The organism is Paracoccus wurundjeri (assembly GCF_030678915.1).
In the GTDB taxonomy this organism is placed as follows: Bacteria; Pseudomonadota; Alphaproteobacteria; order Rhodobacterales; family Rhodobacteraceae; genus Paracoccus; species Paracoccus onubensis_A.
The window spans coordinates 34,166-57,408 of sequence record NZ_JAUUTZ010000027.1 but is presented as its reverse complement, the minus strand read 5'-3'; the positions used below and the strand labels follow the sequence as shown (position 1 = coordinate 57,408).

At 61.0% G+C, this 23,243-nt stretch carries 11 protein-coding genes; 7 read left to right on the top strand and 4 right to left on the bottom strand.

Annotated features, from left to right (window positions below; translation table 11 throughout):
* From Q0601_RS20480 to Q0601_RS20465, 4 genes are all read right to left on the bottom strand, one after another.
* The coding region (locus Q0601_RS20480) for a two-partner secretion domain-containing protein (protein WP_305291773.1) at positions 1–11,661 on the bottom strand (11,661 nt) is incomplete at its 3' end.
* Between the two features lie 47 nt (positions 11,662–11,708).
* Positions 11,709–13,373, bottom strand: coding sequence for a ShlB/FhaC/HecB family hemolysin secretion/activation protein (locus Q0601_RS20475; RefSeq protein ID WP_305291772.1), 1,665 nt, complete (start codon positions 13,371–13,373; stop codon positions 11,709–11,711).
* Between the two features lie 11 nt (positions 13,374–13,384).
* Positions 13,385–14,260: a tetratricopeptide repeat protein gene (locus Q0601_RS20470; RefSeq protein WP_305291771.1), complete on the bottom strand. Its 876-nt coding sequence runs from the start codon at positions 14,258–14,260 to the stop codon at positions 13,385–13,387.
* Positions 14,261–14,939: 679 nt separating this feature from the next.
* A complete protein-coding gene (locus Q0601_RS20465; protein WP_305291770.1) occupies positions 14,940–15,602 on the bottom strand; it encodes a FadR/GntR family transcriptional regulator in 663 nt (220 codons plus the stop codon).
* A gap of 117 nt (positions 15,603–15,719) precedes the next feature.
* Between Q0601_RS20465 and Q0601_RS20460 the strand changes: the two genes are divergently transcribed.
* From Q0601_RS20460 to Q0601_RS20430, 7 genes are all read left to right on the top strand, one after another.
* On the top strand, positions 15,720–16,718 hold the full coding sequence (locus Q0601_RS20460) for a Bug family tripartite tricarboxylate transporter substrate binding protein (protein WP_305291769.1): 999 nt from the start codon (positions 15,720–15,722) through the stop codon (positions 16,716–16,718).
* An 85-nt stretch (positions 16,719–16,803) separates the two neighbouring features.
* Positions 16,804–17,301: a tripartite tricarboxylate transporter TctB family protein gene (locus Q0601_RS20455; RefSeq protein ID WP_305291768.1), complete on the top strand. Its 498-nt coding sequence runs from the start codon at positions 16,804–16,806 to the stop codon at positions 17,299–17,301.
* On the top strand, positions 17,301–18,836 hold the full coding sequence (locus Q0601_RS20450; protein WP_305291767.1) for a tripartite tricarboxylate transporter permease: 1,536 nt from the start codon (positions 17,301–17,303) through the stop codon (positions 18,834–18,836). The genes Q0601_RS20455 and Q0601_RS20450 overlap by 1 nt, the downstream gene beginning before the upstream one ends.
* On the top strand, positions 18,833–20,125 hold the full coding sequence (locus tag Q0601_RS20445) for an LVIVD repeat-containing protein (protein ID WP_305291766.1): 1,293 nt from the start codon (positions 18,833–18,835) through the stop codon (positions 20,123–20,125). The genes Q0601_RS20450 and Q0601_RS20445 overlap by 4 nt, the downstream gene beginning before the upstream one ends.
* A 56-nt stretch (positions 20,126–20,181) precedes the next feature.
* Positions 20,182–21,114 carry an alpha/beta hydrolase gene (locus Q0601_RS20440; protein WP_305291765.1) on the top strand — a complete coding sequence of 311 codons (933 nt, stop codon included), beginning with the start codon at positions 20,182–20,184 and terminating at the stop codon, positions 21,112–21,114.
* A 27-nt stretch (positions 21,115–21,141) separates the two neighbouring features.
* Positions 21,142–22,002: a fumarylacetoacetate hydrolase family protein gene (locus tag Q0601_RS20435; RefSeq protein WP_305291764.1), complete on the top strand. Its 861-nt coding sequence runs from the start codon at positions 21,142–21,144 to the stop codon at positions 22,000–22,002.
* Between the two features lie 447 nt (positions 22,003–22,449).
* A complete protein-coding gene (locus tag Q0601_RS20430; protein WP_305291763.1) occupies positions 22,450–23,220 on the top strand; it encodes a sulfite exporter TauE/SafE family protein in 771 nt (256 codons plus the stop codon).
* Positions 23,221–23,243 lie beyond the last annotated feature (23 nt).

Below are 23,243 nucleotides of genomic sequence, written 5' to 3'. Positions count from 1 at the left end.
TGCCGCAACCGTCCCCCCCCCCGCAGGCTTACCTCCCCCACCTCCGGGAACAGCGAGTGTCATGCCGCCGCCGATGATCAGGGCCAGCCCCTGATCGCGGGCGATGCTTCGCGCGATGTCCTCATAGGGCGCCAGCACGTTCTCTGTCGAGTTATATTCCACAATATGCGCACGCTCGCGCGCGGCCACCGCGTCAAGCCTCGGGTCGCCGCTGTTCTCCGCCCCGTATTCGCCGTAGCGTATGGGAGCTTCGGCATAACCATTGCCAGCATTGAGAATGAAGTCGCCCGGCAGACGGTCCTGCGCGATCAGTGCATCGCGCACAAGATCGCGGCAGTCCGAGCCATTGCGATCAGCCGTGCAGGCCCCTGTCAGAGCGGCATCGCGTTCGGCATCCACCTGATCCCAATAAGCAACGGTTTCCGTAAGTTCGGCAACCTGTTCTGCCGAGCAGTTGCTGCTATCGTTGCAGGCTTTCAGTGCTTGTTCTGCATTGATACGGCGGGTGTTTTCCGCGTGGCTCAGATAATTATTCGCCAGCTGGCTGCTCTGGACACCGAGATTGGTGCTGTATTGGCCGACATCTCCGCCGGAGGTGAGCGCGGCGAGGATCGGATTGACGTAATGCTTCATCGCCTCGCTGGTGGCGAGCATATCTCCACCATTCTGCCGGTCCAGCGCGCCGGTGGCGAGTTCCGCCCCTGCGGCAGCCACGAACCCGGCGGCACAATCCTGATCCCCCGCAACGGCCGCCGCACAGCCGGCGAGGCCGTGCATCAGGGCGCCGTCCAGCGAGCCTTCGCCGGATTTGAGATCGCCCACCTTGCCCTGACTCAGCGCGAGAAGATCGTTGATCGCCCGGTCGCCAAGGCTGCCGAGGACATGATCGGTGAACTCGCCACCATAGAGCGCGGTTTGCACGGCCCCATCGGCCAATCCGGTCACCAGCCATTCCTGACTGAGCGTGCCGGTATTGAACAGCCCGGCATCGGACAGTTTCAACCGATCGATGGCACTGTCGAGGCCACCGAACTGCGCCCCTTCACCAAGGTTGAAACCAGCGGTGACCGCGGTAAACGCCGCATCCTTGACGATATTCTCGAGATCGAGTTCACCCGAGATGACCCCATCGACAGCGGTATTGGTCGCAAATGTGGCCCATGCGCCCTGGCCATAGGTAGCGACGGCAATGAGCGCCTTGGTAAGGACGCCTGCCTGGCGGGTGACCTCCTCATACTGCACATCGAGGAGTTCGACCTCATCGCCATAGGTGACGCGGCCTGAGGTATCGGCTCCCAGCTCCCGCAGATATCCCGTTCCCGGCCCGGTGACATCGGTCAGGGCGGTCAGGGTCAGTTCGGCATCATCGCCATATTGATCCTTGAGGCTGGCGGTCCAGTGTTCGCCACCCGCGCCGCCATCGCCCGTTCCATCGCCTGTCTCCCCACCCACCATCGGCAGGATGCCCTGCGGACCAAGCGCCTCGATGAGTCCGCCCCGGGTCAGTTGGTCACTGCCGGAGGTCTCGTCACCGCGCCCGCCCAGATGGATGGCCGGCCCAATCGGGTCCAGCAAGCCGTTGCGGCCCCCGGTGGTGATCCGGGGCGCATCGGCAGTCTCGGCAAGCGAGACCTCGGTGCGGTCGGTGATGACGAAGCCGTTGTTGTCGTTACTATGCGCGAAACTGTATTCGGTATCGATGATCCCTTGCAGATAGACCTGATCGGTCCTGGTGATCAGATCGCCACCGATCTGCAAATCCCCGCCTTGCAGCAGGACCGAACCGTCCACCGCCGAAAGATCGAGATCGCCCGTGGTGGTGACAGTGACACCTTCCATATCGGAAAGGACATCTTCCGTCGTGCTGCTGGATGAGAACAGCCCGCCAAGGATCTTCGAGGATTCCTCGTGTTTCTCGGCATGGATGCTTTCAACCGCCCCGAAATCGATATTGCCGGTCTCGGCTGTGATCCGCAGGTCGCCGCTGTCGACGGCATCCTGGCCGGACCGACCTCCCGCGGTGAAGCCGGTGCCTTCGGCGATGACATCGCGCTCGGCCGAGATGTCGATCTCATTGCCGGCAAGCGAGACGGTATTCTGCGACAGATCATAAACCCGGTCGCGGCTGCTCTTAGCATTCAGGCCGAAAGCGGATGAACTGCTCCTGGCCCGGTCGGAATAGAACTCATCGGCCACCGAGAGAAGTTCCACATCGCCCTTTGCTGCCGCGATGCCGATGGTTCCGCCTGCTTTCAGATCAGAGCCGGCGAGCGTGACATGGGCCAGCCCATCGGCACCCGGCGCGGCCCCGGTCGAGATCAGCGAAATATCCCCGCCCGCCGTGATGTCAGTGGTCAGGTGGCGGGTGGTGCGCAGGTAATCGTAATTGTCACCCTCGGTATCGCCGAGTTCGGCATCGAGCCGGACCGTGCCGAGGCTCAGATCACCGCCAGCGATGGCGGTGACATCCCGGCCAGCGGCAAGTTCCACGCCTGCCAGCGAGATGTCGCGGATCGCATTGAGACCGATATCGCCCTTGGCGCGGATGCCTGCAGCGGGTCCCGCAATATCGGCGAATCCCGCCGCCGTTTCCAGACGGGTCGCGCCGGTCTCGATCAGGATATCGCGGGCCGAAATGACGATATCATCGCCGGTCACCAGACCGGAGGTGCTGAGATAATCCCCGTCGGCCGAGAGCACGACCGAGGGCAGGGCCAGACCGGTCTCGGGATCGGCCGCGCCGTTCCCACCGCCAAAGATCAGACCGGCATCATTGCGGATATCACCTGTAGAGGCGATCACGGTCTGGCCCCCGGTCGAGCCGATGGCACCGCCGACGTTGACCAGCCCGCCGGTATTCAGGTTGATACCCGCATCCCCGACAATCTGCGCGCCCCCATGGGTATTCTCACGGATCGTCTCCTCGGTCAGATAGACTTGCGGGACCAGCACGCGCTGGCCGGAAACCACGCGCTCCTCGAGCCAGACGATGTCCGAGGTGAGCGCCGCCACCTGATCTGCCGTCAGGCTTACGCCCGGCACCAGCCCGAGGGCTTCCGCCTGCGCGGCGGCATTGTCATACATGGCGCGGAGCTGCTCATATTCCGAGCCTTGGCCGGTGAGCAGGTTGCGCCCGGTCAGTTCGAATATCTGGTCGCGAATGAGCCAGGTCTCGACCATGGCATCGCCGAGCCGGCGCTGCGTGCCCTCGGGATCGAAGCCAAGGGAGTCGAGGAAATAATTCGAGGAGAGGAAGCTGTCCTGGTCGATGAACTCGTAGCGGCTCTCGACCAGGTAATCCGAGGACGGGTCCTGGTTGACCACGAAGAGATTGTCATTGCCGATGGCGCCGAGATCGACCCCGGCGCGGCCCGGCAATGCGACATCATCGGGACCGCCCGGTCCGGTGATCTCTCCGGGACCTGCGCCGCCCCCGTCGCCGAGTTCCAGCCCCGTCTCGACCGAGGCATCGCCGCCAGCCCGCCCGGAAACCTCCGCGCCTTCTCGCCAGCCAGCTCCGGTGCCGTTCCCGCCCGTGATATCCGCACCGCTCCGACCATCAAGACCCGCGATCTCCGTGCTATCGAGATCCCGGCCATCATGGGCAGTGATTTCTCCGCCGCTGGCATTCTCCCGATCCATTCCGGCCGCATCCGGTGTGAAACTGAGCATGGAGGCAGTGACCATCTTGTCGCCGCCGATCAGGGCGCCGCCGATGCTGGCCTCCCTTGCATTGGTGGCGGCGAGCACGGCAAAATCTTCGTCCCGGTCACCGGGGCGGTGAATTTGCCCCCCCGCGACGGCGCCATTGGTGAGAAAGCCAGAGACGTCCCCCGAGATGGTGCCACCGGCATGGATGGTGCCGAACGCATAGCCGGGATCGACGAAACCCCATTCCGAGTTAAAATCACCCCAGTCACCGCGGGCAGGGAAGGAAAAGCGGCCCTCGACATAACCAACATCCGTGGAGCCGTCCCGGGTATCGGAGGTGAAGCCAGAAAATTCCCGCAGATCCAGGATCCCGTATTCGGCATGTGCAAGAACGAGTTCATTGCCCTGGAACCAGATCTGGACGTCGGTGGGATAGCCTTCATAATTGATCCCGTGCTCGGGATCGGTCACGACCCCCAAACCTCCGCCCGCAGGGTCATACCACGCGGGGTCGCGCGATTCTTCAGTGCCGTCGCCGGTAAATTCCGAACCGGTATATCCGAAGGCACGGATATAAGCCGGCAGGTCGCGGCCTGAGCCGGCATTGCTGTCAAATGTGAACCTGAACCTGAGCCGCTCGCCGGTCTCGGTACCCATATTGGTGACGTTATCGACGTCAAAGCCGATATCACCCGCCGCCGAGATCAGGCTGTACTGGTTGAGAAGGTCGCCGCCGGTAAAGCTGATATCGCCGCCCGAGAGGATTTGCGCGGGTTGGGCGTCCTGGAAATCGATGCTGACCGTGCTCGACTGGATGCGCAGCTGATCGTTATCGATCGGTTCCCCATCGGCCTGGTTGCGGCTGTTGCTGCAATCCACGCCCACATCCGCGCAGAAGGACCAGGTGCCCCGGTTATTGTTCACCGCGCCATCCGGGTAATCATTGAACCCCTGCACCGTGGTCGTGGTGAACTCGCGCAGGTTCTCGAGCGTGCCGGTATGGAAGGCCATATCGCCGTTGACCGTCTGGATAACGCCACCATGACGGTTGATCAGACGTGTCAGTTCGTCCGGATTGCCATCCGATGTGGTCCCGCGACCGGCCACGAGCAGATTATCCTGCGCCAGGATCAGCCCGCCATCATTATCGATCAGATCGCGGAAGCGCAGCGCGATATCGCCCCCGGAATAGAGTAACCCGGTATTTATCAGGCGGTTGCCCTCGAGCGCCAGCCCACCCAGCCCGGCGATGGCGCCGGCATTCTCGATGCGGGCGGATTTGATGATCAGCACACCTTCGGTGACGATCTCGTCGCCCTGTTCAGTGACCAGCTCGGTGAGCAAGCCGCCATCGGCATTGGCCAGCTCCAGCGTGCCTTCCGAGGCGATCCTGCCCAGATCGGGCAGGCTGTCCGCATGCAGCGCCAGGTAACTGTCCTGCCCAAGCGCGGAAAACTTGCCGCTATTGGACAGGCTGCTATTCGCTGTGACGATCAGGGCACCCTGGTCATTGACGATCTCACCGGCATTGACGATCTCGGCCCCCGTCAAGCGACTGGCTATCACATCGCCGGTTCCGGTCGCGGCCGTACCGTTCTGGATCAGCCCGGTTCCGGTATTACGGATCTGGCCGGTCATGACGATCCGGTAATTCTCATCGGCGATGATCTCGCCGGCATTCGCCAGCGACTGGCCTTCAAGCCCAATCCGGGTCGCTGAAAGCTCGGCGCCCTCGGCATTGCGGATCGCGCCTGCATCACCGATCTCCAGCAGCGGGCCCGCATGCAATGTGCCGCGATTGGTGACATCCCCGCCATTCAACGCCAGGGCGATGCTGCCCGTGGTGGTGAACGCGCCGTTATTCTCGAGCGCGCCGATGTTCAGATCATGGCTGCCACCTTGAATCCTGCCAGTTGCCGCATTGATCAGGCTGCCGCCGATCTCGCCGGAGGTATTGGCGCTCAACATACCGGAATTGCGCAAATCTCCCGCCAGATCGAACCGGGCATCGACAAGCCCGATCGTGCCGGCATTCCGCATGTCCAAGGCGGATATGCGGGTGATACCGTCATGAGCGGCAATCTCGCCGCCCACCCGGTTGTCCACCATGCCGCCCGCGTTGAGATCGAGGCTGCCCCCTGAGGCGATCGTGCCAGCATTGGCGATCTCGCCGGTGGCGGCGATATTCAGGCTCTGGCCGCTAGTCAGCTCACCGTGGTTCTCGACGCGAGCCGCCTCGATTTCGAGACCGGCGGCCTCGAGCGCGCCCATATTGATCATCGCGCCGGTCGCCAGCACCTTCAGGATGGACCCGGAGGTGATCCGGCCGCTATTGCGGATGCCGCCTGCGGTGGCGGCCATCCCGACATCGCCTGCGACCAGATAACTCCCGGTGGCGGCGATCTCTCCCCCGGTCATGTTCAGCCCGCCAAGCTGCGCGGTGTTCTCAGAAGCGTCCCCCGGCAACTCACCGCGACCCATATCCGTCAACAGGTCTCCGGCCGAGAGCGTCAGGGTGCCCGGCGTCGTGATCCGGCCGGCATGGGTGAGATCGCCTGCCGCCGCGAATGTGATCGCGCCGGGGCTGACAAAGCGTCCGGCAAGCGTGGCATCGCCCGCCGCCTGCATTGCGATGGTGGCGGCACTCACGCTTCCATCGAAACTGAGATCGCCGGTACCTGCATCGACCCGCAAATCACCCCCGGCGCCGAAATCCGCCTCCGAGATGGACACGCGGCCGGCACTTGCATCGGCATCGCCCGAAGCGCGCCAGTTCCCGCCGCTGATCTCCAGCGCGCCATTCTGCCCGCGCAGAGTCAGGTTGCCGTTATTCGACTGCACCAGGCTGGCTGTATCCGATGTGACACTGGCCGTTCTCAGGGTCAGCCCATCTTCCGCCAGCAGGGCGGCCCGTGCGGTCTCTGAGGGCGAGGTCAGGGACACCGAGGCGGCCGCGACATCAAGGCTGCCCGCCGATTGAATGATCCCGCCATTGCTGGTGAGTGCGCCGGTCAGATCAATGCTCATGCGGTCCGTGCCTTGCTGGCTGATGAGCGCCTGTGATCCGAGCGCAAGATCACGCGCCGCCAGTTGCAGGGTCTCCCGGCCGATAACCTGCGCACCATCCCCAAGCACCGCATCACCGGTCAGGTCGAGATTTACGGCATTGCCCTGATTGGCGCTGGCACCGGCAAGCCGGAGCGCATCCGCCGAAACTTCAAGTACCGTCTCGGCCAGAAGCGCGGCAGTGGCCGTCTCCGAGGAAAGCGTGATCTGACCTGCGGAAAGGTCAAGACCGCCAGCGGATTGAATGACAGCATCCGTGCCGGTGAGATTGCCGGCCAGATCGAGTGTCATCACCCCCGTGCCTTGTTGGGCGATCAGGGCACCTGCGCCAAGCGTGAGATCCTGCGCCTGCAGGCTGAATGTCTCTGCCCCGATAATCTGGGCCTGCGCCCCGAGTTCCGCATTGCCGGAAAGAACCATATTCACCGCACGTCCCTGGACCGCACTGGCGCCGGTCATCCGTAATGTCCCTGCCGAGATGTCCAGCGCATCCTCTGCCAGCAAGGCAGCCGTTCCGGATGCGGATGAGGCCAGCGCAATGCCTGCCGCCGAGACATCGAGCGATCCGGCCGATTGAATAATTCCGTCATGACTGATGAGATTGCCCGCCAGGGTGAGCGACATCACACCGCTGCCCTGTTGTCCGAGTACGGCACCTGCCTCGAGGCCGAGGTCGCGGGCCGTGAGGGTCAGAGACTCCCGGCCGATCACCTGGGCGGCAGCCCCAAGCGCCACGGCATCCGCGACGTTCAGGGCGACCGTATCCGCCTGTATCGCGCTCGCGCCGGTCAGGTTCAGTACTCCCGCGCGCAGATCGAGATCGGTGTCGGCCAGAAGCGCCGCCACACCGAACTCCCCCGAAGAGGTCAGGGCAATCGTCCCGGCGGTGATATCGAGGCTGCCTGCCGACTGGATCATGCCGCCGGTGCTGGTGAGTGCATCTGTGGCAGCCACCGACATCACGCCGGTGCCCTGCTGGGCGATCAGGGCTTGCGCGCCGAGATCGAGCGCCCCCGTCACCAGCTGCAGTTCCGAGCCGCCGATGATCTGGGCCGATGCCCCGAGCTCTGTGCGATCCGTGGCGTTCAGATGCACAGTATCACCCTGGATGGCGCTGGCTCCGGTTAGCCGCAGCGTATCCGCCGAAAGGGTAAGCGCAGACCCGGCCAGCAGCGCAGCCGTCCCGAGCTGATCTGAAGAGGAGAGTGTCACACGACCAGCGGACAGATCGAGGCCGCCTGCGGATTGCACGATCCCGCCGGTGCTGGCCAGAGCCTGTGCGACATCGATTCCCATCACGCCCGCGCCCTGCTGGGCAATGAGGGTATCCGTCCCGAGGGTGAGATTGCGCGCACTGAGTTGCAAAGACCGCCCGCCGATAATTTGCGCCCCGTCGCCGAGATGGGCGTCCCCGGAAAGCGCCAGATCCAGTCTTCGACCTTGAATCACGCTGGCGCCATTCAAGTGCAGATCACCCGCTGAGAGATTAAGCCCCGTCTCGGCCAACAGCGCAGCCGTTCCCGATATGTCGGAGGAGGTGAGCGCGATCATTCCCGCCATCAGGTCAAGGCCGCCTGCCGATTGAATGACCCCACCGTTGCTGGTGAGGTCCCCGGTCAGGGCCACTGCCATCGGGCCTGCACCCTGCTGGCTGATCAGGGCTTGCGATCCAAGTGTGAGATCATGGGCGTTCAGGGCAAGCTGTTCCGTGCCGACAAGCTGAGTGTTCTGCCCGAGCGCAAGATCGCCGGCCAGAGCCAGGTCGGTCTTGCGGCCCTGCGCAGCGCTGCCCCGGCCCATCCGCAGGGACTCTGCTGACAGGCGCAGCGCTTCCGTTGAGACAAGGCTGGCCTGGCGTCCGAGTTCCGTCGTCCCGGCAACCTCAAGGGCGACGTCCCCCGTCCTGCTGGCGATCTGCGCATGATCACCCAGCTGCAGCCGGGCGGCCGAAACGGTGATGTCGGTCTCCCCGATCAGGGCAACGCCTGCGTCAGCGTCAGCCGCAGCTGCCAAGGTCAGGCTCCTGCCGATATCGGCAAGGATCGTATCAGCCGACCGGATATCCGCATTGAACAGCGCATCCCCTGCAGCGTGGATCGCGAGCGCACCGCCCGATTGCAGTGCCTGCAGGCTCAGATCGCCGCCTGCGCGAATATCCGTCGCTGTTCCGGAGATCACCGCACCCGCGATATTGGCCGCACCCGTAGAGGCGAGTGTCACCGCGCCATCCAGCGCCTGCACCGCACCGCTGCTCAACTGCCCGCCGCTGATCAGCGTGACACCCTGTTCGGCAAGGGCGGGACCATTGATGGTCAGATCGCCTTCGGTCTCGATCGCGATCCGTTCGCCCGATTGCACGGTCTCGGCCGTGAGTCCCGCGCCGCTGGTGACATCGATTGCCGCATTGGCGACAATTTTCTCCGCCGAGACCGCGCCCTTCACATCAAGCGTAATCGCACCGCCCGAGAGGATATCCCCCGTGACCGCCAGATCACCCTCATCCGCTGTCAATGCGATATCGGATCCGGCGGCCACTCCGCCCAACGTGAGACTGTCTGCCCAGAGGCTCAGGCTGCCAGGAGCCGAGATTGCATCCAGACTCAGCGCACCTTCAGTTTCGAGAGTAAAATCCCCGGCAAGAACCAGCGTGCCGATGCGGATTTCGCCCGTACCGCTCTGCAAGGCCAATTCGCCCCCCAGTTGAACGGCGGTAACGTCGATAAGTTCACCCGCATCAAGCCGGATATCACGCTCGGCAACAGCGGAATGGCCGATAACGATCCGGCCACCGGCACTCATGTCGATATCGCGTCCGGCCCGGACATCGCCGATCAGCAATCCCGGCGTGATCGTGAAATCGTCATCTCCGCCTGTGTCATCGTCGGTCAGGCTGGGTGGAACGGTTGCGCCATCATCATCCGGATTGGGCTCCGGATCGCCATCCCCGGAACTGTCTCCATCATCATCCGGCGTGCCTGTTTCCTCATGTGGCAGCAACGTTCCGGCCGTCTCTGGATCGTCCCCGATTAGGATATCGCCTGCGGCACGGGCCACCACATCCACGCCGGCATGGAGCGCAAGCCCGCGCAGGCTGCCGCCTGTCACAATCTCCATCATGCCACCGGCCTCGAATGCGTCCAGCCCGGTCACATCGCCCGCTGCCGCGATGTCCAGTGCCGCACCTGCCTGAACATGACCAAGCCGCATCACGCCCTTACTTTCGAGCGCAATATCCCCGGCAGCGGCAAGCATACTGGTAGCGTCCAGATCGCCGCGTGTGGCCGTGATCCGTAAATTGCCATCCCGGCTGGCGATGGTGCCGCCAATCGCGAGGCGGTCGGCCCGCAGCTCCGCATCACTGCCCGCCACGATCCGGCCCGCGCCGAGATCGATGGTCCCTGCCGTGAGCGACAGGCTGTCGGAGGCGGCCAGCACATGATCCTGCCCTGTAAGACTGCCTGTCGTGAGGCCGAGTGCACCATCGCTCTGGATCGTACCGCCCGCGATGGTCACTGTGCGGCTGTCCAGTGTGAGATCGCCAGCGGCCTGCAGAATGCCACCATTGAGCGCCAATTGGTCAAGCGTGACATCCGCAGCCGCGCCCGACGAGACCACCGCATCTTCCACCAGTTCCAGCCCGGTGCCATCCAGCGACAATGCGCCGCCGGATACCATCACGGCACCTTGCGCCAGAGCTCCTGCACCCGAGAGAGTGGCATCAATATCCGCTCCCGCAGAGATGAGCGCGTTCCGGCCAAGGGCGAGACCTCCGGCCTGCAATCCGATCTCACCCGCTGCTACCAACTGTGCCGAGCGGCCCATCGTAAGATCTCCGCCGATCTCTGCCTGCACATGCGCGCCCCGTGAGCCGGCCACCGCGCCGTCCCCCATCACCATGTCGCGGCCCGCACTCAGGCTGAGCGCCGCCTCGCTCACCAATTGGCCATTGGCGGCGATCACCAGGTCGCGCGCGGCGGCGATCTCGGCCTGCTCGGCGGCATAGATCTGCTGCCTGATCTCGACATCGGATTGGCGGGATTTGACGGTCAGTTTCTGTGCCGAGGCCTGTCCCATAACCAGCCGCCCGTCGGCGGTGATATGCATCTCGCCGGCATTCGACGCCATGGTCTCGGGCGCGCGCACACCCGCGCCGCGCTCAGAGGACATGATCGTGATCTTGTCGGCATACATGCCACCCAGCACTGTCGAGTCGATGGCAATGGCCGGCGCCTCGCCGCCATCATCGCCCTTCACCTCGACCGCGCCGGTCGCATAGATCACGTTGTTCCGCCCGGCAACCACGCGCACATTCTGGCCATGGATCGCACCCGCGAAACTGACCGTCCGCGACAGCAGGTCGAATTGCGACACGCCGGTGGCGTCCAGCCCGCGTTCACCAATCGCCACATGGCCCCGGCTCACGTCGATTGAGTCCAGTGCACCATTTGCCCCGAATTGCGGTGTCCCGGTGGTCAGCGTGGCATGATCGGTATTGATGAACCCGCAACTATCACAGGTAATTCCGTAGGGGTTCGCCACCACGACATCGGCCCGGGCGCCGCCAACCTCCAGGTAACCGCCAAGCTCGGACGGGTTGTCCGCGACCACCTCGTTGATGATCAGTGAGGCCGGGCCGCCTCGCAGGTTACTGTTGCCCTGGACATAGCCGCCCAGTTGCGTCTGGCCGTAATTGCTGTCGATATTGTTCAGAATAGCGCCGCGGCCATCGATATCGAAGCTGTCATAGGTGTTATGCGAAACACCCGCACCATTCGGCGTCTCGATCATGATCAGCGGCGTGTCATTGCCCGAGCGCAGCACCTCGGGGCCATTGGGGCCGGTGCCGGAAATTCCCTCCGCCAGCGCAAGCGGCGTCAGTGCCGGGGACAGGGCGACAACGATAGACGAGAAGATCCCGATGGACTGCCGTATCATGCGCTTCATCTTGTATCCTCCTGCCCGAAACGCCGCATCCGGTGCGGGCACAACCCTTAAAAACTCACATTCAAGGCCATCCTGAAATGACCTTCGGGCTCTTGCAGCCCATCCGAAACCGACAGCACTTCGGCATAGCCGATATCAAGCGATGTCCGCCCGCCATAGGTCCTGAGCCCGATGACGCCGCCGATCACCGAGCCACCCCGGATATCAAGCCCGCTTTGTGCGAAGACGCGACCCGCATCCAACCCAGCATAGAGCGCCGGCTGGCCCAGCCATTTGGATAGTTCATTCGGTTTTTTGCGGCCCGGCAGATGATATTCGATCTCGTTGCGCCAGAAGATGCCCGACGATCCTTCCACCAGGGCAATCTTCGATCCCCGGATCGTGGCATTGTCGCCCAGACGAAACTGCTGACCGCCATAGAGCCGGTCATTCGAATATTGCAGCTTGCCCGTCGAGATCCAGCGGACCCTTCCCCGGCGCTCTGGCAGGGTCCAGCTGCGTGTGTAATCGCCCCGCATCAGCAAAAGCAGATATTGCGCGTCGGGAAAGCCCTCCGGCTGCAAATCAGCATCTTCCGCGCCCAGCGCCTTGATGCCCTTTTCCAGTCGAAGCGTTCCCGAAAGCTGACCGCCGCGATAGCTGCGCTGGTGCGACAACTCGGCACCGATCGCAGTCAGCACCCGGCTGCTTGTCTCGATCCGCACGCCCTGGATATTGTTCTGCTTCTCTTCACGGCTGAGATCGAAGGCCAGATGAGTTTTGGAGGTCTCGTCGCGATGCAGCAAGCGACTGGCGCGCAGCATGGTTGTGAAGCTGTCGCCATCCGCCGGGATCGGTTCAACCTGTCCGGGAAGCTCGGTCTCATAGGCCGACCAGCTCTGGCGCAGCGTATAAGCCCATTTGCCATAGGGCACGGTGACACCGATCGCCGCCTGCTGTGACGACTGCCCCGGCTCGCCCTGATCGAAGAAAGGCGTCTGGTCAACCGCGCTCGTATAGCTGAACTCCCAGCTGTCATTGATGCCGATCAGATTGTCCCAGCCCAGGCTGAGCGTCGGGTTGAACTCGCCTTCGCCCTCGAAGCCGTAATTATCGGTCGAGACCGACAGCCGCCAGGGCTTCGGATCGGGCTCCGCCGCGACCTGCAGGACGGAAGTCCCGGTCTCTGCGCCCGCATCAAGCGTCATCTCGGCGCCCTGGAAACTGGGCATGCTGCGGATATTATCGAGCCCCTGCTCGATCTCGCGCAGATCACCGACATGCCCGCGAATGCCGGGAAAGGTGAAGCGCTCCCAAAGCCGGTCCTGCTTTCCGTTGAATTCGACCGCCTCGATACGGCCCTCGATCGCTGCCAGTTCCAGCACGCCATCGCGCAGATCCTGCTCGGGCAGGTAGACCCGCGAAGTGATCAATCCGGCCTCGATATAGAGATCGGTTACCGCCTTGAGTGCCGCGTTGAAATCCGCAAGCCCTAGGCAACGGTTCGCAAAAGGCGCGACCGCGCGATCCACCGCAGCGGCGGGCAAGCTGTCTGCGTCCCGCACCTCCACGCGTTGAATGGGCAGGCAGGTCATGCCTTGTGCAACGACAGGAGATGAGAAGGCCACGCCATATCCGGCACTCAGAAGCAAGCCTTTCCAGAACCGATGACCCGGCATGGCACAATTGCGGATTTGACGGCGGGTAATGGTTACAACGGAACCTTGGCGCATCTGCGCACCCGTTATTCAGCGGGAGGCGCTTCTTCGCCCTCAAGCGCGGCATCAGCAGCGTCACTGGCATCCGCCTGGTTCAACCGCGCTTCGGTCCAGGTTTTCGCCGCCGACTGCGCTGTCAGCACATCTTCGGCGCTCATCTGCGCCTCAAGCCGGTCGCGCAAACGTGCCGCATCGGGCAGCCCGCGGACCGCCGCAAGCGACGCATATTTATAGGCCTCCACCGCATTGACCGGCGTCTCGCCATCCTCACCGGGCACCGCGTCGAGCTGCGCCAACTGATAAAGGCCAAGCGCGTTGCCCGCCTCGGCGGTCTTTTCGAAATAGCCACGCGCTTTGGCGGGATCGGCAGCAATCCCAGCCGCTTCATCACCTTCCAGATAAGCCTGGCCCAGGAAGTTTTGTGCCGCGACATTGTCACCCTCGGCCGCCTGTTCCCAAAGCGAGACCGCCTTGGCCACGTCCTTCCCGACGCCTTGACCGTTGAAATACGCCAACCCGCAATTGAACTGTCCATTGGCATCGCCCGCATCCGCCGCCTGGCAGAGAAGCTTTGCCGCTTCCGCGTAATCGCGCAGCAGTACATTGCCTTCCTGGTACAGAATTCCGAGCCGGTTCATCGCCAGCACCGAGCCCTTTTCGACACCAGCCGCATAAAGATTGGCGGCCCGCGCCGGATCAGCCTGAGCACCCACCCCGGTTTCGAACAGCCGGCCCAGATAAAAGGCGCCGTCCCCGTCGCCGGCTTCGTAAGCTTCCTGGAACGTGGTTGCGGCTTGTTGCACCTGACCCTCTTCCAGAAGCGCCAGCCCCTCGGAAACATCTGCAAAGACGGGCGTGGAAAACAGAAATGCAGAGACAATCAAAATGCGGGGAAACGTCATCAAATGAACCACCTTCCAATTAAATAAGGACAAAATACCTTCACAGAACCGTTATATTCCCAAATATCGGAAAAATGCACATGCGGCAACGGTTCCACAGAAATATTCTGGAATATGTATACAACAGCCGAACATATCGCTCTGACTCTAATGAGATTTACATCTCTCGTCCGAACACCGGCCCGGTCGCTGCCCTGGATCAAAAAGGGGTCGGCCGCCTGGGTATTATCTGATCCCATTGTTGTCCGATTGATATCCGATCCCGAAAAATGCCTCTCGCTTTCCTCTTGGTCTTTCTGCCGTAATTCGCGAACCCATTGTACGAGGTTTCGAACGCGTGCGAATTCTTTTGCCAACGGCAGGCTGACGGCTCCGCGAGATAACGTCAAAGGTTCCCGGACAGATTTCCGTCCGGCTTCATCCGTCCTTCCCGGACATTGATTATACTTATCAACTGGACATTGGAGTGGATACCACCTCAGCGGGCGGAAAAATTCCTGCGTAACATCGGCGAGGACAGGCTGCCGTCGTGTTCATGATAGAAGTTATCAACATCAGCACATCAAGAACCCGGCCTCAGATTCAATGATCAATCAACACCCAAAGCCGAATACCCGACTATGGCAAGGCTGCTTTTTTACCTTGCAAATCATATTTCCTTCGACAGCCTATGATAGGTTCACCCAAAACGGGTCAGCCGGTCATGAATTGAGCGGATATGCATCTCCATCGCTTTACCGGCGGCGATCGCATCACGCTCGGACAGGGCCGCCAGAATGAGGCGGTGCTCGTGGCGATAGAGCTCTCGCGTGGCAGCAGAGAACGAGCCACGCTTGAACTTGTCCCATTCAGGAGTACTACGCAGATTGCGCAGCATTTCGTCGATGCTGGCAAAGATCGAATTCTGCGTCGCACGAGCAACAGCGCGATGGAACTGGATATCCCATTTCTCGAATTCGCTATAGTCATCGGCGCGTTCGAAAAGATCCAACAGTTTCTGCATCTGCTCAAGATCGGGCACCCGCGCCCGGAGGGCAGCTTCGCGCGCGATGACCGGCTCGATCAGCAGCCGCGCATCCATCAATTCGATGGGAGAGGACGCCGCGGCGATATCCTGCGGCAGTGCCGCCATCTCGGCCACGAAAGTTCCGCGCCCGACATGCCGTGTGATGCGCCCTTCGTATTCCAGACGGGCAAGCGCCTTGCGAATCGTTGCACGGTTGACTTGCAGCCTTGCTGACAGTTCGCGCTCGGTCGGAAGCCGCGATCCGGGCGCGAATTCCTCTGACTTGATGAGTTCGCTCAATGCGTCAATTGCACGGTCAGAAGTGTTTATCGGCATAATTGGTTGACCAATCTGGAATTTTGGTTGACTAATATTGAGCTATGCATAAAGATTGGTTCAAAATTGGTCAACCAGACCAAGTGATCATATCCGACCTGGGGAGGAGAATCGGACATGAAGAATTTCGTCAGAAATGCAGGCTTCACCGCCATCGCGGCAATGGCGCTTGCCACTTACCCGAGCGTGCCCGCATTGGCGCAGGATGCGGATTATCCCGATAGCAACATCTCTATCACGATCCCGACTGGCGAAGGCGGGGGTGCCGACAGGGATGCGCGCGCGATTACCAAAGTCTGGGCCAAATATTTGGAGCGCAACTCCGAATTCAGCTATTACCCCGGCGCGGCGGGACAGGTAGGCTATGAATTCTTCATGAAGAGCAAGGCCGACGGGACCCATCTGATGTTCAGCAACATTGGCCCCGAAGTCATAATGCTGGAGCTTCAGGACGTGCCGATCACGATCGGCGAGGACCTGGTATATATTCAGAAGACAAGCACCGAGCCGATGGCGATATGGGTTGGCGCAAATTCCAAGTTCGAGACACTGCAACAGTTGATCGAAGAGGCGAAGGAACGGCCGGTGACGATTTCTGTCAGCCGATTGCCGCATCCAGCCTCGATTGGGATGCTGGCGCTGGGCGAGGCGACCGGCGCAGAATTTAACCTGATCCCGTATGGCGGCGGCAATCCGACTGCCATGGCCGCAATCACAGGCGAGGTCGATGCTTCTGCGTTACCGCTCGCCAATCCGATCACCTTAGGACCGGAGGCCCGCGTTCTTGGCATTTTCGCAGACGAGAATCCGGTGCCGGACCAGACTGGCAATGCACCGACCGTGAACGAAGCCGCCGGAACCGATTTGCCGGCATTGACCAGTTCACGCGCCTTTGCCGTTCAGGCTTCGGTCCTCGAAGAATATCCCGAACGGGTCGAACTGCTGAAGAAAACCATCCGCGAAACGCTGGTCGATCCTGACTACGTCGCCGCGGTCGCGGCAGCTGGCGTTCCGGTCGAATTCATTGATCCGGGCGACCAGGAAGCGGCGATGGCCGAAGCAGCAGCGACGGCCGAACTGGCGACCAAATACCGTGACCTTCTGACCGGCGAATGATCGCTGAACTGCGGAACTGATTTTTTCAAACGGCTGTTCCGTACCTTTTCATCTTTCTTGTCTGGCATCACATGAGGGCAATTCGATGACCGAGAAACAGGCCGCCTCGAAACCGGTCGGTGCCGACCTTATACTGCCAGTTTGTGCCGCGCTCTATGCCCTTTACTATGTCTGGTCGGTCTGGGATTTCCCGGCCGAGGCGCAGTTCAGTGGCATCATGCTGGCAGGATTGCTTCTTTTGCTGGTGACCATCTACCTGATCCGCGTGCTGCGCGGCCTCGCCAGCGGCCGTTATTCAATGGGTTTCGGTGATTTGTTCGGGCCACGTGAATCCCGGCGAAACCGCTCCGTGTTCTTTTGTCTCATGCTGGCGGCGCTTGTGCTGGTGCCTTGGCTGGGCTTCACCCTGACCACATTCAGCTTTCTGGCTTCTTCATTTATCGCCCTTGGGGTGCGCCCGTTCTGGCGTGCAGTCCAGATTGCCGCCGTCGGCGGATTGGTCGGGTGGTTCTTTTTCATCTTTCTTTTGGGCACGCATTTTCCCAAAGGCCCGTTCGAGCTTCTGGTTGAGGCGCTGATCTGATGGAATACGATCTCGCTACGGTCTCAGGTCTGTTCGGTCATGCCTTCAGCATGTGGTGGATCATGATCCCGGCGATCATGGTCGGTCTCGTGGCGGGTGCCGTACCCGGATTTGCAGCGCATAACACGATTATCATCCTGCTGCCCCTGACACTGGCTTTGAATGTGGAATTGGCGCTGACCTTCATGGTTTCGCTTTATTGTGCATCGCATCTTGGCGGCGGCATCCCCGCGATCCTCGTCAACATTCCAGGCACAGGCGGCGCGGCGGCGACGACGCTGGACGGCTATCCGATGACCAAGAACGGCCAAGCGGTAAAGGCACTGGCACTGTGTTTCGTCGCATCAGTACTTGGCGGGCTCATCAGTTCAATCGTCACGCTGTTCGCTTTGCCGATGCTCTCGAAAGTCGGATATTACATCCACAGTGTCGAAATGGTCGTCGTCATGCTGTTCGGCCTTGCGCTGATTGCCTCTATTGCGGCGCAAGACATGCTGAAGGGTCTGATTGCGGGGGCGTTCGGGTTGATGCTGGGCGCAATGGGTGCGGACCATATCTATGCCACGCCCCGCGGCACCTTCGGCTTTCTGGCACTGTTCGACGGAGTGCCGCTGGTTCCTGCACTGATCGGGCTTTTCGCGATTTCAGAAGCGCTGGTCATGCTCGAGGAAACGACCCTGGTCAAACAGGGAAGTCAGTCCAGAGGCCGCGTGACATGGCGAGAAAGCGCGAAAGAAGTCTTTCATGCTTTTACGTATTGGTGGCAGATCGTCTGGACTTCGATCCTGGGATTGATCATCGGTGCCTTGCCGGGTGCAGGGGCAAGTATCGCCTCTTTCGTGGCGTATCAGCAAAGCCTCTTCTTCTCGAAAACACCCGAGAAATTCGGCACGGGCCACCCGCAGGGCGTGATTGCGCCAGAATCCGCGAACAACGGCGTCACCACAGGCACGCTGGTTCCGCTTCTCGCGATTGGTGTTCCGGGCGGCAGCACGGCAGCGGTGATGATGATCGTGCTGCAGTTTCACGGTGTTCCCTTTGGGCCGCGTCTCTTCGTCGAACAGCCTCAGCTGGCCTATGGGGTGATCGCGGTGATGGCCGTGTCCTATATCATGATGATCCCGTTCATGTTTCCAATGGTCCGCTACATGTCGCGGATCACCGTGATCTCGACGGTTTATCTGGCGCCCTTCATTGTGGCCTTTACCCTGGTCGGCGCGTTCGTCCCGCGCGGATTCATCTTTGACATGGGTGTCGCGGTCGCATTCGGGGTAATCGGCTATATCGCGCGCAAGACCGGCTATCATGTCGCGGCGATCCTGATCGGTGTGATCCTCGGGCCACTGATCGAACGGTCGTTTCTGCTGGCGATGCGGATTTCAGGCAACGATCCGATGGTGATGTTCTCGTCGACTATCGGCAATGTCCTTTGGGTCATGCTGATCCTGACCCTTGCCCTGCCTCCGCTGATGCAGCGGCGTCGCGCCTGGCTGGAACGGCAGACGCCAAAGTCGCATGCGGGGCCGGATGCATGAGTTCCGCCAACAAAAATCGCAGCGCCAGACCGCCACATGCCCACCGTGTACGCGAGATTGCAGCACTGGACATTCCCGGCGGCGGCCAGGTGGTGGTTCAGGGTAATCATGTGTTTGTCGGACATATGAAGCCTCCTCACGGCACCACGATCATCGACGTGACCGATCGCGCCTGTCCACGCATTGTGGTGCGGATCATGTTGGATGATGACAGTTCGCATACCCACAAAGTGCGTGTGATCGGCGATCTGATGATCACCAATGTCGAACAGAATGACCGCCATGCCAAACGCCGAGCCAATGCTATTCCCGGCGCCGAGGCGGCATTACGAAAAGAACTGGGCCGCGACCCTGACGAGGCAGAGATCGCGGTACGTATCGAAGCCGAAGCTGCGGACATGGCAAGGCTGCGGACCATGACCGGTCAGATCTATAACGACGGCGGCTTCAGGCTCTGGGACATCAGTGATCGCACGAACCCTCGGCTTTTGACGCATCAACGGACCGGAGGCGTCGGGGTTCATCGCTTTGATGCTGACGAACGCCATGCCTATATCTCAACTGAAATGGATGGCTACAAAGGCAACATTCTGGTTGTCTATGACATCACCAAGCCAGCGCAACCGGTTGAGATCGGTCGCTGGTGGCTGCCCGGCCAGCACCTCGCCGGCGGCGAACGGCCGACATGGACCGGGCTCAGGCACAGGCTTCATCATGCGATGAAATGCGGCGACGAATTATGGGCCGCGGTCTGGCACGCCGGGTTTCAGGTCATCGATGCCCGCGATCTGGCGCAGATGAAGACAATTGGCAGCTACGATTATCATCCCGCCGTACCGGAGCCGACACACACGGCCATGCCGTTCGAACAACAGATAGGCGGCCGCCGGATCGCTGCCGTCATCGACGAAGAACACGACCACCTTCATGGTCGCCTGCACGGTTTCCTTTGGCTCTTCGATGTGACCGACCTCGGCAACATGAAACCGCTGTCGATCTTCTCACTGGATGAAAGCGCCTCACCCTACAGCCGCTCGCCGGGCCGGTTTGGGGCGCATCAGTTCCATGAACGGCTGGACGGCACGCTGATCTATGCCGCGTGGTTTTCGGGAGGCCTGCGGATCATCGATGCTGCCGATCCGGAACTGCCGGTCGAGGTGGGATATTTTGTACCCGAACCCATGGGCGATGAACCTGCCCCGCAATCCAACGACGTGGCCGTGGGCGACGACGGCACCATCTATCTGCTGGATCGCAACCGGGGTCTCAGCATCCTGACATTCGAATAGCGCATGGCGGGCGACAGCCCCCACGCAACGCCGACTCATTTCAAAAGGAGGGCAAAATGGATGAGCTATATACTGCCGAGGCCGTAGAGGGCATTGCCCACGAGTCTGTGTCGCAGGGTCAGAAGCTGTTCATCTGGCAGAAACCCAGGGTGTTAGACGGTCCGTCCCGCGGAACCATCCTGTTCGTCCACGGCTCGTCCATGGCCAGCCAGCCAACCTTCGATCTTCAGGTCGAGGGCAAACCCTACGCTTCGGTAATGAACTGGTTCGCCAGCCGCGGCTTTGACACCTGGTGCTTCGACTGTCGAGGTTATGGTCGGTCCTACAAGGGCGACGACGTGCTGGCGACGATCAGCGACGGGGCCGACGATGCGCTGGCCGCCGCCGAATATATCGCCGATCAGGGCGCTGAGGGATCGCTTTTGGTTTATGGCATCTCGTCGGGCGCGTTACGCGCTGCCCTGTTTTCGCAGCGTAATCCCGACCGCGTGGCCCGCGTCGCGCTGGATGCCATGGTCTGGACCGGTAAGGGAAGCCCTACGCTGGAACAGCGCCGGACAAAGCTGGACCAGTGGCGCGGCACCACGCGTCGCCCGCAGAATGCCGAATTCATGTGGTCGATCTTCAACCGCGACCACCCCGGCACAGTCCACGACGATTTCGCCCAGCCATTCATCGACCAGGTGCTGGAACTGGACGATTCCATGCCGAACGGCACCTATATCGACATGTGTGCGAACCTGCCGCTTGTCGATCCGGCCAAGCTGGCCATGCCAGTGGCAATTATGCGCGGTGAATACGACGGCATCGCCAGCATGGAAGACCTGCTGGATTTCTTCGCACTTCTGCCGAACGCCGATAAGGAGTTCGCGGTGATGCCCGGTATTTCTCATGCTTCGTTCGCGCAGAAGAATTTCATGATCGCCTACCAGATCCTGCATGCGTTCTACACGCGCCCCAAGCAGTTGTATCGAGCTGGAGATCATTGAGAAGGTGTATCAAGAAAGGAAGACAGAATGAAATTTGTGTGCTACCGCGATGGCGGCGAAGAACTTCTGGGTCTGGTCGAAGATGACATGGTTCGTGCCCTTGACGGCTACCGTGGTGATCTCGTGGGTCTCATCGAACAATTCGACAGCTTGAAATTCTCGCTTCAACCCAAGGGCGAGGCGATTCCAATCGACGATATCGAACTTCTCGCTCCGATCCCGCGGCCGCGGCGCAACATCTTCTGCGTGGGCAAGAACTACCAGGAACATGCCCGCGAATTTGCCGGTAGCGGCTACGAGGCGGGGGCGAAGAAAGGTGCAGAAATCGACGAATTTCCTGCCGTCTTTACCAAGCCTGCCTCAACCGTCATCGCCTCTGGACAGGATGTCGATCTGCACGCCGACATAACCGATTCCGTCGATTACGAGATCGAACTGTCCCTGATCATCGGCAAGCGCGGCAAGAACATCGCGGCCGAGCGGGCGTATGAGCATATCTGGGGCTATACGATCATCAACGATGTGACCGCCCGGGACCGTCAGAAGCAGCACAAGCAATGGTTCTTGGGCAAGTCACTGGACACGTTCTGCCCGATGGGACCTTGGGCCGTGACCGCCGATGAGATAGAACCGGAAAACCTGGATCTCGAGACACGCGTAAACGGCGAAATACGCCAGAACGCAAACACCCGCGACCTGATCTTCAGCATTCCCAGCCTGGTCGCCACGATCTCGGCAGGGCTGACGCTTATGCCGGGAGACATTATCGCGACCGGGACACCGGCTGGCGTTGGCATCGGGTTCAACCCGCCCAAGTTTCTTCAGTCGGGTGACATAGTCGAAATGGGCATAACGGGACTGGGAACACTGACCAATACCTTCAGATGATCTTGCCCAAAAGAACCATGCGAGAGGCAGGTATGGATACGCGCCTTTTTCCGCATCTCCATAGTTGCAAGTAACCGCTGTGCAGTACCTACAGCAGTCACAAACCGCCCGAATGCCGGCTGACGCTGCTTACATCAACGGTGCTCGCACTTTTAGCGAATTGCTTTCTGTACATTGCGGCCCGCTGCGCAGCCTACAGCATCCTGATGCGCCATATCGGCAGTTGAAAGTCTGCTTCGGAGAAAACGGCTGCTGAATCTCGCAGATGGAGTGAAAGCAATGCAGCGCCATAGCCGAATGTCGTGAAAGGGCAGCACCCGATCCTCTGCACTTGCGGAGCAAACGAAACAAACGCGATAATCAAACCTTCCGCTCATCCCGACCGTCTTTTACCGCCGAGTTTCTGGCGAAACAGGCTAGCGCAATCTCAAGACCGGAGACAAAGCCGTGATCCAAACGTTTCTACAGATACTGGCACCATCAGGGGTCGGCGAACTCGCAATGGCTGCGCTGCTGGCAGCGAGCTTCGTGGCGTCGTTTATCACTGTGGCATTCGGACTTGGTGGCGGTGCGGTTCTGTTGGCTATCATGGCCTCGTTGGTTCCTCCGGCTGCGTTGATCCCCGCGCATGGCGTTATCCAGGCCGGCTCGAATCTGGGCCGCGCCGCGCTGACTCTGAAGCATGTTCACTGGCCAGCCATTCCGACCTTTGTCCTGGGTTCGATCATTGGTGCGGCAAGCGGAGGAATGCTGGTCATCGGCTTGCCGCCTGCGCTCGTGCAAACCGGTGTGGGGTTGTTCATCATCTGGTCAGTGCTGGGCCGCCCGCCCCGGCAACTTCGTGACTGGCCCGTTCTGGTTGGCGCGTTTTCGTCCTTCCTGACGATGTTCTTCGGCGCGACCGGCATGTTCGTCGCGGTCTATACAAAGGCGCTGAAACTGCCCCGACATGGCTTCGTCGCTACCCACGCAACACTGATGACGGTTCAGCACGGCATCAAGACCATAACTTTCGGACTACTGGGCTTTGCCTTTGCCGATTGGCTGCCGTTCATAGCCGCAATGATGATCTGCGGTTTCGCCGGGACGCTGGCCGGCCGGATGGTGCTGAATCGGCTCGACGACAGATGGTTCCGCCGCATCCTCGACGCGATCCTGTTGCTTGTCGCCGCCAGACTAGTGATTGCCGGTGTCGTTGATCTTTTCAGGCTATCATGACAGAGAAAACGCATAAACGCCGG

What these genes read in the sequence shown, in the direction of transcription:
- Q0601_RS20475 (WP_305291772.1), bottom strand. Translation starts at nt 13,373, where the DNA reads ATGCGCCAAGGTTCCGTTGTAACCATTACCCGCCGTCAAATCCGCAAT.
- Q0601_RS20470 (WP_305291771.1), bottom strand. Translation starts at nt 14,260, where the DNA reads ATGACGTTTCCCCGCATTTTGATTGTCTCTGCATTTCTGTTTTCCACG.
- Q0601_RS20465 (WP_305291770.1), bottom strand. Translation starts at nt 15,602, where the DNA reads ATGCCGATAAACACTTCTGACCGTGCAATTGACGCATTGAGCGAACTC.
- Q0601_RS20460 (WP_305291769.1), top strand. Translation starts at nt 15,720, where the DNA reads ATGAAGAATTTCGTCAGAAATGCAGGCTTCACCGCCATCGCGGCAATG.
- Q0601_RS20455 (WP_305291768.1), top strand. Translation starts at nt 16,804, where the DNA reads ATGACCGAGAAACAGGCCGCCTCGAAACCGGTCGGTGCCGACCTTATA.
- Q0601_RS20450 (WP_305291767.1), top strand. Translation starts at nt 17,301, where the DNA reads ATGGAATACGATCTCGCTACGGTCTCAGGTCTGTTCGGTCATGCCTTC.
- Q0601_RS20445 (WP_305291766.1), top strand. Translation starts at nt 18,833, where the DNA reads ATGAGTTCCGCCAACAAAAATCGCAGCGCCAGACCGCCACATGCCCAC.
- Q0601_RS20440 (WP_305291765.1), top strand. Translation starts at nt 20,182, where the DNA reads ATGGATGAGCTATATACTGCCGAGGCCGTAGAGGGCATTGCCCACGAG.
- Q0601_RS20435 (WP_305291764.1), top strand. Translation starts at nt 21,142, where the DNA reads ATGAAATTTGTGTGCTACCGCGATGGCGGCGAAGAACTTCTGGGTCTG.